General features: G+C 65.8%; 20 protein-coding genes. All 20 read left to right on the top strand.

From position 1 onward, the window contains the following. Positions 1 to 353: 353 nt before the first annotated feature. The 20 genes from rpsL to rpsH all read left to right on the top strand — a co-directional run bounded on the left by rpsL (position 354) and on the right by rpsH (position 12,481). Entirely contained in the window at positions 354 to 728 is a 375-nt protein-coding gene (gene rpsL / locus AJAP_RS35880) for a 30S ribosomal protein S12 (RefSeq protein WP_003102113.1), read from the top strand. Next, positions 728 to 1,198 (top strand): 30S ribosomal protein S7, encoded by a 471-nt coding sequence (gene rpsG, locus AJAP_RS35875; protein WP_005166770.1) that lies wholly within the window; start codon positions 728 to 730, stop codon positions 1,196 to 1,198. Before rpsL ends, rpsG begins: the two co-directional genes overlap by 1 nt. Before the next feature lie 63 nt (positions 1,199 to 1,261). After that, the gene (gene fusA / locus AJAP_RS35870) at positions 1,262 to 3,361 is read left to right on the top strand and encodes an elongation factor G (RefSeq protein WP_038519841.1); all 2,100 of its coding nucleotides are present in this window, start codon (positions 1,262 to 1,264) and stop codon (positions 3,359 to 3,361) included. Between the two features lie 124 nt (positions 3,362 to 3,485). Beyond that, positions 3,486 to 4,679 (top strand): elongation factor Tu, encoded by a 1,194-nt coding sequence (tuf, locus tag AJAP_RS35865; RefSeq protein ID WP_007031035.1) that lies wholly within the window; start codon positions 3,486 to 3,488, stop codon positions 4,677 to 4,679. Between the two features lie 411 nt (positions 4,680 to 5,090). Beyond that, positions 5,091 to 5,396 carry a 30S ribosomal protein S10 gene (gene rpsJ / locus AJAP_RS35860; protein ID WP_003102098.1) on the top strand — a complete coding sequence of 102 codons (306 nt, stop codon included), beginning with the start codon at positions 5,091 to 5,093 and terminating at the stop codon, positions 5,394 to 5,396. 34 nt (positions 5,397 to 5,430) lie between these two features. Further along, the gene (gene rplC / locus AJAP_RS35855; RefSeq protein WP_007031036.1) at positions 5,431 to 6,081 is read left to right on the top strand and encodes a 50S ribosomal protein L3; all 651 of its coding nucleotides are present in this window, start codon (positions 5,431 to 5,433) and stop codon (positions 6,079 to 6,081) included. 2 nt (positions 6,082 to 6,083) lie between these two features. After that, positions 6,084 to 6,770 carry a 50S ribosomal protein L4 gene (gene rplD / locus AJAP_RS35850; RefSeq protein ID WP_016331090.1) on the top strand — a complete coding sequence of 229 codons (687 nt, stop codon included), beginning with the start codon at positions 6,084 to 6,086 and terminating at the stop codon, positions 6,768 to 6,770. Next, positions 6,767 to 7,078: a 50S ribosomal protein L23 gene (gene rplW, locus AJAP_RS35845; protein WP_005166778.1), complete on the top strand. Its 312-nt coding sequence runs from the start codon at positions 6,767 to 6,769 to the stop codon at positions 7,076 to 7,078. The genes rplD and rplW overlap by 4 nt, the downstream gene beginning before the upstream one ends. A 16-nt stretch (positions 7,079 to 7,094) precedes the next feature. Further along, the gene (rplB, locus tag AJAP_RS35840) at positions 7,095 to 7,928 is read left to right on the top strand and encodes a 50S ribosomal protein L2 (protein WP_005166779.1); all 834 of its coding nucleotides are present in this window, start codon (positions 7,095 to 7,097) and stop codon (positions 7,926 to 7,928) included. Positions 7,929 to 7,946: 18 nt separating this feature from the next. Continuing rightward, positions 7,947 to 8,228 carry a 30S ribosomal protein S19 gene (gene rpsS / locus AJAP_RS35835; protein WP_003102083.1) on the top strand — a complete coding sequence of 94 codons (282 nt, stop codon included), beginning with the start codon at positions 7,947 to 7,949 and terminating at the stop codon, positions 8,226 to 8,228. Positions 8,229 to 8,257: 29 nt separating this feature from the next. Beyond that, entirely contained in the window at positions 8,258 to 8,674 is a 417-nt protein-coding gene (gene rplV, locus AJAP_RS35830) for a 50S ribosomal protein L22 (protein ID WP_005166780.1), read from the top strand. Next, positions 8,674 to 9,534 carry a 30S ribosomal protein S3 gene (gene rpsC / locus AJAP_RS35825; protein WP_038519827.1) on the top strand — a complete coding sequence of 287 codons (861 nt, stop codon included), beginning with the start codon at positions 8,674 to 8,676 and terminating at the stop codon, positions 9,532 to 9,534. Before rplV ends, rpsC begins: the two co-directional genes overlap by 1 nt. A gap of 3 nt (positions 9,535 to 9,537) precedes the next feature. Further along, positions 9,538 to 9,957 carry a 50S ribosomal protein L16 gene (rplP, locus tag AJAP_RS35820; protein ID WP_005166782.1) on the top strand — a complete coding sequence of 140 codons (420 nt, stop codon included), beginning with the start codon at positions 9,538 to 9,540 and terminating at the stop codon, positions 9,955 to 9,957. Next, positions 9,957 to 10,205, top strand: a complete 249-nt coding sequence (rpmC, locus tag AJAP_RS35815) for a 50S ribosomal protein L29 (protein WP_007031040.1) — start codon at positions 9,957 to 9,959, stop codon at positions 10,203 to 10,205. Before rplP ends, rpmC begins: the two co-directional genes overlap by 1 nt. Continuing rightward, positions 10,202 to 10,480 carry a 30S ribosomal protein S17 gene (rpsQ, locus tag AJAP_RS35810; protein ID WP_005166784.1) on the top strand — a complete coding sequence of 93 codons (279 nt, stop codon included), beginning with the start codon at positions 10,202 to 10,204 and terminating at the stop codon, positions 10,478 to 10,480. Before rpmC ends, rpsQ begins: the two co-directional genes overlap by 4 nt. A gap of 79 nt (positions 10,481 to 10,559) precedes the next feature. Beyond that, complete coding sequence (gene rplN, locus AJAP_RS35805; protein WP_005166785.1) at positions 10,560 to 10,928, top strand: 50S ribosomal protein L14; 369 nt, start codon at positions 10,560 to 10,562, stop codon at positions 10,926 to 10,928. Positions 10,929 to 10,931: 3 nt separating this feature from the next. Continuing rightward, positions 10,932 to 11,246, top strand: coding sequence for a 50S ribosomal protein L24 (rplX, locus tag AJAP_RS35800; RefSeq protein ID WP_005166786.1), 315 nt, complete (start codon positions 10,932 to 10,934; stop codon positions 11,244 to 11,246). Between the two features lie 2 nt (positions 11,247 to 11,248). Further along, entirely contained in the window at positions 11,249 to 11,812 is a 564-nt protein-coding gene (rplE, locus tag AJAP_RS35795; RefSeq protein WP_016331092.1) for a 50S ribosomal protein L5, read from the top strand. Positions 11,813 to 11,816: 4 nt separating this feature from the next. Next, a complete protein-coding gene (locus AJAP_RS35790; protein WP_005166789.1) occupies positions 11,817 to 12,002 on the top strand; it encodes a type Z 30S ribosomal protein S14 in 186 nt (61 codons plus the stop codon). Positions 12,003 to 12,082: 80 nt separating this feature from the next. After that, complete coding sequence (gene rpsH, locus AJAP_RS35785) at positions 12,083 to 12,481, top strand: 30S ribosomal protein S8 (protein ID WP_005166791.1); 399 nt, start codon at positions 12,083 to 12,085, stop codon at positions 12,479 to 12,481. Positions 12,482 to 12,496: the final 15 nt, after the last annotated feature.

Raw genomic sequence — 12,496 nt, 5'->3', positions numbered from 1 at the left:
GGGGGCCATGCCAAGGCCGACGGGGAATGAAGTCGCCCGAAACGCCGTTCCATCAGGGTGGCCGCGGCGTGACGCCCGGCACGATATAGTTATCGACCCCCCGATTTGGCCGGTCCGGAAGTGGCCGGGTATCTTTGGAGACCGTGCCCGGCAGGCGTCGGGCCGTCCCGTGTGCCGTGCGGCACGGACGGGGTGCTCAGGCATCCGGTCCGAAGGCTTCGCCCACGCGGGATCCGACGGAAAATCCCTACGGGAAGTTACCGGTCGCAAGACCGTGACGCGGGCCGACACGCCCGACCGCGGGGGCCGGAGACAACACGTAGTAGCAAGATCGCGAACAGAAAGCTGGTCCATTGCCCACGATCCAGCAGCTGGTCCGTAAGGGCCGCCAGGACAAGGCTGCCAAGCAGAAGACCGCGGCCCTCAAGGGGAGCCCGCAGCGGCGTGGCGTGTGCACTCGCGTGTACACCACAACCCCCAAGAAGCCGAACTCGGCGCTTCGCAAGGTCGCTCGTGTGAAGCTGACCAGCGGCATCGAGGTCACCGCCTACATTCCCGGTGAAGGCCACAACCTGCAGGAGCACTCGATGGTGCTCGTGCGCGGTGGTCGTGTGAAGGACCTGCCGGGTGTCCGTTACAAGATCATCCGCGGTTCGCTCGACACCCAGGGTGTCAAGAACCGTAAGCAGGCGCGCAGCCGGTACGGCGCGAAGAAGGAGAAGAGCTAATGCCCCGCAAGGGTCCGGCCCCGAAGCGGCCGCTGATCTCTGACCCCGTCTACGCATCCCCGCTGGTCACCCAGCTGGTGAACAAGGTGCTGAAGGACGGCAAGCGGTCCCTGGCCGAGCGCATCGTCTACGGCGCCCTCGAAGGTGCTCGCGAGAAGACCGGCACCGACCCGGTCGTCACGCTGAAGCGCGCCCTCGACAACGTGAAGCCCACCATCGAGGTGAAGAGCCGCCGCGTCGGTGGTGCCACCTACCAGGTGCCGATCGAGGTCAAGCCGGGCCGCTCCACCACCCTCGCGCTGCGCTGGCTCGTCTCCTTCTCCGCGGCCCGCCGCGAGAAGACCATGATCGAGCGTCTGCAGAACGAACTGCTCGACGCGAGCAACGGCCTCGGCGCCAGCGTGAAGCGGCGTGAGGACACCCACAAGATGGCCGAGTCCAACAAGGCCTTCGCGCACTACCGCTGGTGATGACCGCCCGGCTGCCGATCAAAGCCTTGCCGGGCCCCAATTTTGAGACAGGGGAACACTCTCGTGGCACGTGAAGTGCTGACCGACCTGAACAAGGTCCGCAACATCGGCATCATGGCCCACATCGACGCCGGTAAGACCACCACCACCGAGCGGATCCTGTTCTACACCGGGGTCAACTACAAGATCGGTGAAGTCCACGATGGCGCCGCCACCATGGACTGGATGGAGGAGGAGCAGAAGCGGGGTATCACCATCACCTCGGCTGCCACCACCACGTTCTGGGCCGACCACCAGATCAACATCATCGACACTCCGGGCCACGTCGACTTCACCGTCGAGGTGGAGCGTTCGCTCCGCGTGCTCGATGGTGCCGTCGCCGTCTTCGACGGCAAGGAAGGTGTCGAGCCGCAGTCCGAGCAGGTCTGGCGTCAGGCGGACAAGTACGAGGTTCCTCGTATCTGCTTCGTCAACAAGATGGACAAGCTCGGCGCGGACTTCTACTTCACCGTCCGCACCATCGAGGAGCGTCTCGGTGCCCGTCCGCTGGTCATCCAGCTGCCGATCGGCGCCGAGAGCGAGTTCGAAGGCGTCGTCGACCTGGTCCGCATGAAGGCGCTGACCTGGCGCGGCGAGGTCCAGAAGGGCGAGGACTACGCCGTCGAGGAGATCCCGGCCGAGCTCGCCGACAAGGCGGCCGAGTACCGGGAGAAGCTGGTCGAGGCCGTCGCCGAGACCGACGACTCGCTGATGGAGAAGTTCCTCGAGGGCGAAGAGCTCACCGAGGCCGAGATCAAGGCCGGCATCCGGAAGCTCACCGTCGCCCGCGAGGCGTACCCGGTGCTCACCGGTTCCGCGTTCAAGAACAAGGGCGTCCAGCCCATGCTCGACGCGGTCATCGACTACCTCCCGTCGCCGCTGGACGTCCCGGCCGTCGAGGGCACGCTGCCCGACGGCGAGACCCCGGTCACCCGGAAGCCGTCCGTCGACGAGCCGTTCTCCGCTCTGGCGTTCAAGATCGCCGCGCACCCGTTCTTCGGCAAGCTGACCTACATCCGGGTGTACTCGGGCAAGGTCTCCTCCGGCGCGCAGCTGATCAACGCCACCAAGGAGCGCAAGGAGCGCATCGGGAAGCTCTTCCAGATGCACTCCAACAAGGAGAACCCGGTCGACGAGGCCCAGGCCGGCCACATCTACGCGGTCATCGGCCTGAAGGACACCACCACCGGTGACACCCTCGCCGACCCGCAGAACCCGGTCGTCCTCGAGTCGATGACGTTCCCGGCGCCGGTCATCCGCGTCGCGATCGAGCCGAAGACCAAGGCCGACCAGGAGAAGCTGTCCCTGGCGATCCAGAAGCTGGCCGAAGAGGACCCGACGTTCCAGGTCAACCTGGACGAGGACACCGGCCAGACGATCATCGCCGGTATGGGCGAGCTGCACCTCGAGGTGCTGGTCAACCGCATGAAGTCCGACTACAAGGTCGAGGCGAACATCGGTAAGCCGCAGGTCGCCTACCGCGAGACGGTGCGCAAGACGGTCGAGAAGCTCGACTACGTGCACAAGAAGCAGACCGGTGGTTCCGGTCAGTTCGCGAAGGTCATCGTCAAGCTCGAGCCGCTCGAGTCCACCGACGGTGCCCTCTACGAGTTCGACAACAAGGTCACCGGTGGCCGCGTGCCGCGGGAGTACATCCCGTCGGTCGACGCGGGCGCGCAGGACGCCATGCAGTACGGCGTGCTGGCCGGCTACCCGCTCGTCGGGTTGAAGTTCACCTTGTTGGACGGCGCGTACCACGAGGTCGACTCTTCGGAAATGGCCTTCAAGATCGCCGGCTCCATGGCGATGAAGGAAGCCGCGAAGAAGGCCGGTCCGGTCATCCTCGAGCCGCTGATGGCCGTCGAGGTCACCACGCCCGAGGACTACATGGGCGATGTGATCGGCGACCTCAACTCCCGCCGTGGCCAGATCCAGGCCATGGAGGAGCGCGCCGGTACCCGTGTCGTCAAGGCACTGGTCCCGCTGTCGGAGATGTTCGGTTACGTCGGCGACCTGCGTTCGCGTACGCAGGGACGTGCCAACTACTCCATGGTGTTCGACTCCTACGCCGAGGTTCCCGCGAACGTCGCGAAGGAAATCATCGCGAAGGCGACGGGGGAGTAGTTCCCGTCCGCTCGCGGGCATAAGGAACACTCCTGAACGTCCGCAGCATCCGTCAAGAAACGAATCCCCGTCCGACAGCCACGTTGGCCGGTGAGTAAGCAAAACAGTCCAGGAGGACATTCCAGTGGCGAAGGCGAAATTCGAGCGGACCAAGCCGCACGTCAACATCGGGACCATCGGTCACGTCGACCACGGTAAGACCACTCTGACCGCGGCGATCACCAAGGTTCTGCACGACAAGTACCCCGAGCTGAACACCGCTTCGGCGTTCGACCAGATCGACAACGCGCCGGAAGAGAAGCAGCGCGGTATCACGATCAACATCTCGCACGTCGAGTACCAGACCGAGAAGCGTCACTACGCCCACGTGGACGCCCCCGGTCACGCGGACTACATCAAGAACATGATCACCGGTGCGGCGCAGATGGACGGCGCGATCCTCGTGGTCGCGGCGACCGACGGCCCGATGCCGCAGACCCGTGAGCACGTGCTGCTCGCGAAGCAGGTCGGCGTGCCCTACATCGTGGTCGCGCTGAACAAGGCCGACATGGTCGACGACGAGGAGATCCTGGAGCTCGTCGAGCTCGAGGTCCGCGAGCTGCTGTCCTCCCAGGACTTCCCGGGTGACGACGCTCCGGTCATCAAGGTCTCCGGCCTGAAGGCCCTCGAGGGCGACGCCAAGTGGGGCGAGAGCGTTCTCGAGCTGATGGAAGCCGTCGACGAGAACGTGCCGGACCCGGTGCGCGAGCTCGACAAGCCGTTCCTGATGCCGATCGAAGACGTCTTCACGATCACCGGCCGTGGCACGGTCGTGACCGGCCGTATCGAGCGTGGCCGCGTCAACGTGAACGAAGAGGTCGAGATCGTCGGCATCAAGGAGAAGTCGACCAAGACCACCGTCACCGGTGTCGAGATGTTCCGCAAGCTGCTCGACCAGGGTGAGGCCGGCGACAACGTCGGTCTGCTGGTCCGCGGTATCAAGCGCGAGGACGTCGAGCGCGGCCAGGTCGTCGTGAAGCCGGGTACCACCACCCCGCACACGGAGTTCGAGGGCTCGGTCTACATCCTGTCGAAGGACGAGGGTGGCCGTCACACCCCGTTCTTCAACAACTACCGCCCGCAGTTCTACTTCCGTACCACGGACGTGACCGGCGTCGTCACCCTCAAGGAGGGTGTCGAGATGGTCATGCCGGGCGACAACACGGACATCAGCGTCGTGCTGATCCAGCCGGTCGCCATGGACGAGGGCCTGCGTTTCGCCATCCGCGAGGGTGGTCGGACCGTCGGCGCCGGCCAGGTCACCAAGATCATCAAGTGATTCAGGCGCCCCGCCCGGGGGTAATACACCCCCGGGTTAGGGGCGTCAAATCACGTGTGCGACACTATTCAGGTTGCTCGTCCTGGGGCGGCCGAACTCGTACTTCTTTCCGAAGACAGGTTCCGGCCGCCCTGGTATGAGCGGCCACGGTCCGCGGAGCACTTCCTTCGGGTGAGGCTAGCGGGCAAGGGCGTTTGAGACGGCGATTCAAGCTTTTCCGCCGGCTCGATGCCTCCTCACGTTGAGGAAGACCAGGCAAGACGAAGATCCCGCGGGATCCGTCTGTGCGTCGGGCACGACACGCCCGACCGCGTGGACCGGGGACAGGGCCGTTGAACTGGGAAAACCTCAGCCAGGCTGAGGTTTGAAAAGACAAAAGCGGCACGAGACGACAAGGAACGAGCAGCCACCATGGCGGGACAGAAGATCCGCATCCGGCTCAAGGCCTACGACCACGAGGCGATCGACACCTCGGCACGCAAGATCGTCGAGACGGTCACGCGTACCGGCGCCCGTGTTGTCGGGCCGGTGCCGCTGCCCACCGAGAAGAACGTTTACTGCGTCATCCGCTCGCCGCACAAGTACAAGGACTCGCGCGAGCACTTCGAGATGCGCACGCACAAGCGTCTGATCGACATCCTCGACCCGACGCCGAAGACGGTCGACGCGCTCATGCGCATCGACCTGCCGGCGAGCGTCGACGTCAACATCCAGTAGCAGCGGCTGGCGAGCGGCGGAGAGTAAGAGACTCATGTCTGACAGGCAAGTGAAGGGCATCCTGGGCACCAAGCTCGGCATGACCCAGGTCTTCGACGAGAACAACCGGGTCGTCCCGGTGACCGTCGTCCAGGCCGGGCCGAACGTGGTCACCCAGGTTCGGACCCAGGAGAACGACGGCTACAAGGCCGTGCAGCTGGCTTTCGGCGCGGTCGACCCGCGCCGGGTGAACAAGCCGCGCACCGGCCACTTCGACAAGGCGAGCGTGACCCCGCGCCGTTACCTTGCGGAGCTGCGTACCACCGACGCCGAGACCTACGAGGTCGGCCAGGAGATCACCGCCGAGGTGTTCGAGGCCGGTATCGAGGTCGACGTGACCGGTACCAGCAAGGGCAAGGGCTACGCCGGTGTCATGAAGCGTCACGGCTTCAAGGGCCAGGGCGCGAGCCACGGTGCCCAGGCCGTGCACCGCAAGCCCGGCTCGATCGGTGGCTGCGCCACCCCGGGCCGCGTCTTCAAGGGCCTGCGCATGGCGGGCCGGATGGGCAACGACCGGGTCACCACGCAGAACCTGACCGTGCACGCGGTGCGTGCCGAGGACGGCCTGCTGCTGATCAAGGGCGCCGTGCCCGGTCCCAAGGGCGGCCTGCTGTTCGTTCGCAGCGCCGCGAAGGGTGGTAACTGAACATGACCAGCGTCGAGCTGAAGACCCCGGCCGGTAAAGCCGACGGCACGGTCGAGCTCCCCTCGGAGATCTTCGACGTGCAGGCCAACGTGCCCCTCATGCACCAGGTCGTGGTGGCCCAGCTGGCCGCCGCGCGCCAGGGCACGCATGACACCAAGACCCGCGGTGAAGTCCGCGGTGGTGGCAAGAAGCCGTACCGCCAGAAGGGCACCGGCCGCGCCCGCCAGGGTTCGACCCGTGCGCCGCAGTTCACCGGTGGTGGCGTCGTCCACGGCCCCACGCCGCGTGACTACACCCAGCGGACCCCGAAGAAGATGAAGGCCGCCGCTCTGCGTGGCGCCCTCTCCGACCGGGCCCGTGCCGGACAGCTGCACGTCATCACCGAACTGGTGACCGGCGAGAAGCCGTCCACCAAGTCCGCCAAGGCCGCCATCGCCGCGGTGACCCAGGCCAAGCGCGTTCTCGTGGTCCTGCACCGCGACGACGAGCTGAGCTGGAACTCCGTGCGCAACCTGGCCGAGGTCCACATCATCACGCCCGACCAGCTCAACACCTACGACGTGTTGGTCAACGACGACGTGGTGTTCACCAAGGCCGCTTACGACGTGTTCGTCGCCGGCCCCGTCCGGGGCAAGGGCGCGAAGGCTTCGGCTCGGTCGAGCGAGGTTGAAGGGAGTGACGAGCAGTGAGTGCGATCGCCATCCCCGATCCCCGCGACATCTTGCTCGCGCCGGTGATCTCCGAGAAGTCCTACGGGCTGCTCGAGGACCACAAGTACACGTTCATCGTCCGCCCGGACGCCAACAAGACCCAGATCAAGATCGCGGTCGAGAAGGTGTTCGGCGTCAAGGTGGTCAGCGTCAACACGGCCAACCGCCAGGGCAAGCGTAAGCGGACTCGCGCCGGCTTCGGCAAGCGCAAGGACACCAAGCGCGCCATCGTGACTCTTTCGGCTGAGAGCAAGCCGATCGAGATCTTCGGCGGACCCACCGCGTAAAGGACTGAGCTGACACATGGGCATCCGCAAGTACAAGCCGACGACCCCGGGTCGTCGCGGTTCCAGCGTCTCCGACTTCGCCGAGATCACTCGGTCCACCCCGGAGAAGTCGCTGCTGCGTCCGCTGAGCAAGTCCGGCGGCCGTAACTCCAGCGGCAAGATCACCACCCGTCACAAGGGCGGTGGCCACAAGCGTGCGTACCGGCTGATCGACTTCCGCCGGAACGACAAGGACGGCGTTCCCGCCAAGGTCGCGCACATCGAGTACGACCCCAACCGGTCCGCTCGGATCGCGCTGCTGCACTACGCCGACGGCGAGAAGCGCTACATCATCGCCCCGGAGAAGCTCAAGCAGGGTGACACGGTCGAGAACGGCCCCCGCGCCGACATCAAGCCGGGTAACAACCTGCCGCTGCGCAACATCCCGGTCGGCACCGTGATCCACGCGATCGAGCTCCGCCCCGGTGGCGGCGCGAAGATGGCGCGGTCCGCCGGTGCCAAGGTGCAGCTGGTGGCGAAGGACGGGCCTTACGCCCAGCTTCGTCTCCCCTCGGGCGAGATCCGCAACGTCGACGTGCGCAACCGCGCCACCATCGGCGAGGTCGGCAACTCCGAGCACTCGAACATCAACTGGGGCAAGGCGGGCCGTAACCGCTGGCGCGGCAAGCGCCCCACCGTCCGTGGTGTCGTCATGAACCCGGTCGACCACCCGCACGGTGGTGGTGAGGGTAAGACCTCCGGTGGTCGCCACCCGGTGAACCCGAACGGTAAGCCCGAAGGCCGCACCCGCCGCCGCAAGGCTTCCGACGCCATGATCGTCCGCCGCCGGCGTACCGGCAAGAAGCGCTGAGCAGGGAGGTAGAAGAACATGCCACGTAGCCTCAAAAAGGGCCCCTTCGTGGACGACCACCTGCTCAAGAAGGTGGACGCTCTCAACGAGTCGGGCAAGAAGACCGTGATCAAGACGTGGTCGCGTCGCTCCACGATCATCCCGGATTTCCTGGGTCACACGATCGCGGTGCACGACGGCCGCAAGCACGTCCCGGTGTTCGTCACCGAGGCGATGGTGGGTCACAAGTTGGGCGAATTCGCGCCGACTCGGACCTTCAAGGGCCACATCAAGGACGACCGCAAGTCGCGCCGCCGCTGAGCGGGCACGAGAGAACAAGGAATCTAGCGATGAACGCCCAGAACGACGTGGCCGAGGCTTTGCCGACGGCTTACGCGCGGGCTCGCTTCGTCCGGGACTCGCCTACCAAGGTGCGCCGGGTGATCGAGCTGATCAAGGGACGTAGCGCCGCCGACGCCTTGGCCGTGCTCCAGTTCGCCCCGCAGGCGGCAAGCGAGCCGGTCGCGAAGGTGCTCGCCAGCGCCGTGGCCAACGCCGAGAACAACCTCGATCTCGACCCGGACACCCTCTGGGTCAAGAACGCCTACGCCGACGAGGGCCCGACCCTCAAGCGCATCCGTCCGCGGGCCCAGGGCCGCGCGTACCGGATCCGCAAGCGGACCAGCCACATCACCGTCGAGGTGGAGTCGCGTCCCAAGGCCGAGGCCAAGAAGGCACAGGGCAAGAAGAAGGCAGGTGGCCGGTAGTGGGCCAGAAGATCAACCCGCACGGCTTCCGCCTGGGTATCACCACGGACTGGAAGTCGCGTTGGTACGCCGACAAGCAGTACGCGGAGTACGTGGCCGAGGACGTCAAGATCCGGAAGCTGCTGTCCACGGGCATGGAGCGCGCCGGGATCTCCAAGGTCGAGATCGAGCGCACCCGTGACCGGGTCCGCGTCGACATCCACACCGCCCGGCCGGGCATCGTCATCGGCCGTCGCGGCGCGGAGGCCGACCGCATCCGCGGCGCGCTGGAGAAGCTGACCGCCAAGCAGGTCCAGCTGAACATCCTCGAGGTCAAGAACCCCGAGGCCGACGCCCAGCTCGTCGCCCAGGGTGTCGCGGAGCAGCTGAGCAACCGTGTGGCGTTCCGCCGCGCGATGCGCAAGGCGATCCAGACCTCCATGCGTTCGCCGCAGGTCAAGGGCATCCGCGTGCAGTGCGGCGGTCGTCTCGGCGGTGCCGAGATGTCCCGCTCCGAGCACTACCGCGATGGCCGCGTCCCGCTGCACACGCTGCGCGCCGACATCGACTACGGCTTCTTCGAGGCCAAGACGACGTTCGGTCGCATCGGCGTGAAGGTGTGGATCTACAAGGGCGAGCTCGTGGGTGGCCTCAAGGCCAAGGAGGCGCGTGACGCCGCCGCGGCCGCCGAGCGCGCCCCGCGCCGTGACCGTGGTGACCGTCCCTCCCGACCGCGCCGTTCCGGCTCGTCGGGCACGACGCCGACCTCGACCGAAGCCGGCCGGGCCGCCGCCGCCGCGAAGAGTGGCGACGCCGCTCCCAAGGGCGACACGGCCACCGAGGCCCCGGCTGCTGAGACTGCAGAAAAGACGGAGGGCTGACACGTGCTCATCCCGCGCAGGGTCAAGCACCGGAAGCAGCACTCCCCGAAGCGCCACGGTGCCGCCAAGGGCGGTACGAAGGTGAACTTCGGCGAGTACGGCATCCAGGCGCTTGAGCACAGCTACGTGACCAACCGGCAGATCGAGTCCGCTCGTATCGCCATGACGCGTCACATCAAGCGTGGCGGCAAGGTGTGGACGACCATCTACCCGGACCGCCCGCTGACCAAGAAGCCGGCGGAAACCCGCATGGGTTCCGGTAAGGGTTCGCCCGAGTGGTGGATCGCCAACGTGAAGCCGGGCCGCGTGATGTTCGAGATCTCGTTCCCGAACGAGGAGACCGCCCGTGAGGCGCTCCGTCGCGCGATCCACAAGCTGCCCATGAAGTGCCGCATCGTGACCCGTGAAGGTGGTGAGTTCTGATGGCGAAGGCAGGTGCCGCCCAGGCATCGGAGCTGCGTGAGCTCACCGCGGAAGAGCTCGTTCTGCGTCTGAAGGAATACAAGGAGGAGCTCTTCAACCTCCGCTTCCAGATGGCGACCGGACAGCTCGACAACAACCGCCGTCTGCGCACCGTCCGCACGGACATCGCGCGGATCTACACGGTCATGCGCGAGCGTGAACTCGGCCTGTCCGTTTCCCCTGACGCCGAGAGTGAAGGTGCCGCATGAGCGAGCAGCCCACCGAGGCGGCCGGCCGCAACGACCGTAAGGTCCGTGAGGGCTATGTCGTCTCGGACAAGATGAACAAGACGATCGTGGTCGAGCTCGAAGACCGCAAGAAGCACCGCCGTTACGCCAAGGTTCTCCGCAGCACCAGCAAGGTCAAGGTGCACGACGAGAACAACGAGGCGGGCGTGGGCGACCGGGTCACCCTGATGGAGACCCGCCCGCTGTCGGCGACCAAGCGCTGGCGTCTGGTGCAGATCGTGGAGAAGGCCAAGTAAGTAGGGCTCTTTTTGAGTCCCTTAGTTCCGCAAGGCTCGCGGTTCATCGCGAGAACCAGCGCGACATACAGGAGTAGACGTGATCCAGCAGGAGTCGCGGCTTCGGGTTGCCGACAACACGGGCGCGAAGGAGATCCTTTGCATCCGCGTTCTCGGTGGCTCGGGGCGGCGCTACGCGGGCATCGGCGACATCATCGTCGCCACCGTGAAGGACGCCATGCCGGCTGCCGGCGTGAAGAAGGGTGACGTCGTCAAGGCGGTCATCGTTCGCACGCGCAAGGAGCGCCGTCGTCCGGACGGTTCTTACATCCGCTTCGACGAGAACGCTGCTGTGCTCATCAAGAACGACAATGAGCCCCGCGGCACCCGCATCTTCGGGCCGGTCGGCCGCGAGCTGCGCGACCGAAAGTTCATGAAGATCATTTCGCTCGCGCCGGAGGTGTTGTAGAGCATGAAGGTGAAGAAGGGCGACACGGTCGTCGTCATCGCCGGCAAGGACAAGGGTGCCAAGGGCAAGGTCATCCAGGCCTACCCCGAGCGCGAGCGCGTGCTGGTCGAGGGCGTCAACCGGATCAAGAAGCACACGCGGATCTCCCAGACCCAGCGCGGCGCGCAGTCCGGCGGCATCGTCACGCAGGAGGCGCCCATCCACGTCTCGAACGTGATGGTCGTCGACTCCGACGGCAAGCCGACCCGGGTGGGCTACCGCATCGGCGAGGACGGCAAGAAGGTCCGGGTCTCGCGCCGGAACGGTAAGGACATCTGATCATGACCACCGCAGAGAAGATCGCCCCGCGCCTCAAGGTGCGGTACCGCGAGGAGATCAAGGGACAGCTCCAGGAGGAGTTCTCCTTCGAGAACGTCCACCAGATCCCGGGCGTCGTCAAGGTCGTCGTGAACATGGGTGTCGGAGACGCCGCCCGTGACAGCAAGCTGATCGAAGGCGCCATCCGCGACCTGGCCGCGATCACCGGGCAGAAGCCCGAGGTTCGCAAGGCTCGCAAGTCCATCGCGCAGTTCAAGCTGCGTGAGGGCCAGCCGATCGGTGCGCGCGTCACGCTGCGCAACGACCGCATGTGGGAGTTCCTCGACCGGCTGCTGACCATCGCGCTGCCGCGTATCCGTGACTTCCGCGGGCTTTCGCCGAAGCAGTTCGACGGCAACGGCAACTACACGTTCGGTCTCAACGAGCAGTCCATGTTCCACGAGATCGACCCGGACGCCATCGACCGCCCGCGCGGTATGGACGTCACTGTCGTCACCACCGCCAACACCGACGACGAGGGCCGCGCGCTGCTTCGCAAGCTCGGCTTCCCGTTCAAGGAGAACTGAGTCGATGGCCAAGAAAGCACTGGTCCACAAGGCCGCGAAGACGCCGAAGTTCAAGGTTCGCGGTTACACGCGCTGCCAGCGGTGCGGTCGCCCGCACTCGGTGTTCCGCAAGTTCGGGCTCTGCCGGATCTGCCTTCGCGAGATGGCACACGCGGGCGAGCTGCCCGGCGTCCGCAAGTCCAGCTGGTAAGAGTCTTTTTTAACTCCCACTTCGCCACAGGCCCTGCAGAGATTGCAGGGAACCAGGGCGAGAAAGGTTGACAGGTCACCATGACGATGACCGACCCCATCGCAGACTTCTTGACCCGTCTGCGTAACGCGAACTCGGCTTACCACGACGAGGTCGTGCTTCCCCACTCGAAGATCAAGGCGAACATCGCCGAGATCCTCAAGCGCGAGGGTTACATCTCGGGCTACCGCGACGAGCCGGGCGAGAAGCACAAGAACCTCATCGTGGAGCTGAAGTACGGCCCCAACCGTGAGCGCAGCATCGCCGGCCTCCGCCGCGTGTCCAAGCCCGGCCTGCGGGTCTACGCAAAATCGACCGAACTGCCGTCGGTTCTCGGTGGCCTCGGCGTCGCGATCATCTCGACGTCGTCCGGCCTCCAGACCGACCGTCAGGCCAAGCGCAACAGCGTGGGCGGCGAAGTCCTCGCCTACGTCTGGTAAGGAAGGGGGCACAGA

It is taken from the genome of Amycolatopsis japonica, assembly GCF_000732925.1.
Lineage (GTDB): Bacteria > Actinomycetota > Actinomycetes > Mycobacteriales > Pseudonocardiaceae > Amycolatopsis > Amycolatopsis japonica.
The sequence above is the reverse complement of the archived record's forward strand: the minus strand, read 5'-3'. Positions and strand labels throughout refer to the sequence as shown.

Coding starts and splice junctions, on each gene's coding strand:
- rpsG (WP_005166770.1), top strand. CDS start 728: ATGCCCCGCAAGGGTCCGGCCCCGAAGCGGCCGCTGATCTCTGACCCC.
- rpsJ (WP_003102098.1), top strand. CDS start 5,091: ATGGCGGGACAGAAGATCCGCATCCGGCTCAAGGCCTACGACCACGAG.
- rplC (WP_007031036.1), top strand. CDS start 5,431: ATGTCTGACAGGCAAGTGAAGGGCATCCTGGGCACCAAGCTCGGCATG.
- rplD (WP_016331090.1), top strand. CDS start 6,084: ATGACCAGCGTCGAGCTGAAGACCCCGGCCGGTAAAGCCGACGGCACG.
- rplB (WP_005166779.1), top strand. CDS start 7,095: ATGGGCATCCGCAAGTACAAGCCGACGACCCCGGGTCGTCGCGGTTCC.
- rpsS (WP_003102083.1), top strand. CDS start 7,947: ATGCCACGTAGCCTCAAAAAGGGCCCCTTCGTGGACGACCACCTGCTC.
- rplV (WP_005166780.1), top strand. CDS start 8,258: ATGAACGCCCAGAACGACGTGGCCGAGGCTTTGCCGACGGCTTACGCG.
- rpmC (WP_007031040.1), top strand. CDS start 9,957: ATGGCGAAGGCAGGTGCCGCCCAGGCATCGGAGCTGCGTGAGCTCACC.
- rpsQ (WP_005166784.1), top strand. CDS start 10,202: ATGAGCGAGCAGCCCACCGAGGCGGCCGGCCGCAACGACCGTAAGGTC.
- rplX (WP_005166786.1), top strand. CDS start 10,932: ATGAAGGTGAAGAAGGGCGACACGGTCGTCGTCATCGCCGGCAAGGAC.
- rplE (WP_016331092.1), top strand. CDS start 11,249: ATGACCACCGCAGAGAAGATCGCCCCGCGCCTCAAGGTGCGGTACCGC.
- AJAP_RS35790 (WP_005166789.1), top strand. CDS start 11,817: ATGGCCAAGAAAGCACTGGTCCACAAGGCCGCGAAGACGCCGAAGTTC.
- rpsH (WP_005166791.1), top strand. CDS start 12,083: ATGACGATGACCGACCCCATCGCAGACTTCTTGACCCGTCTGCGTAAC.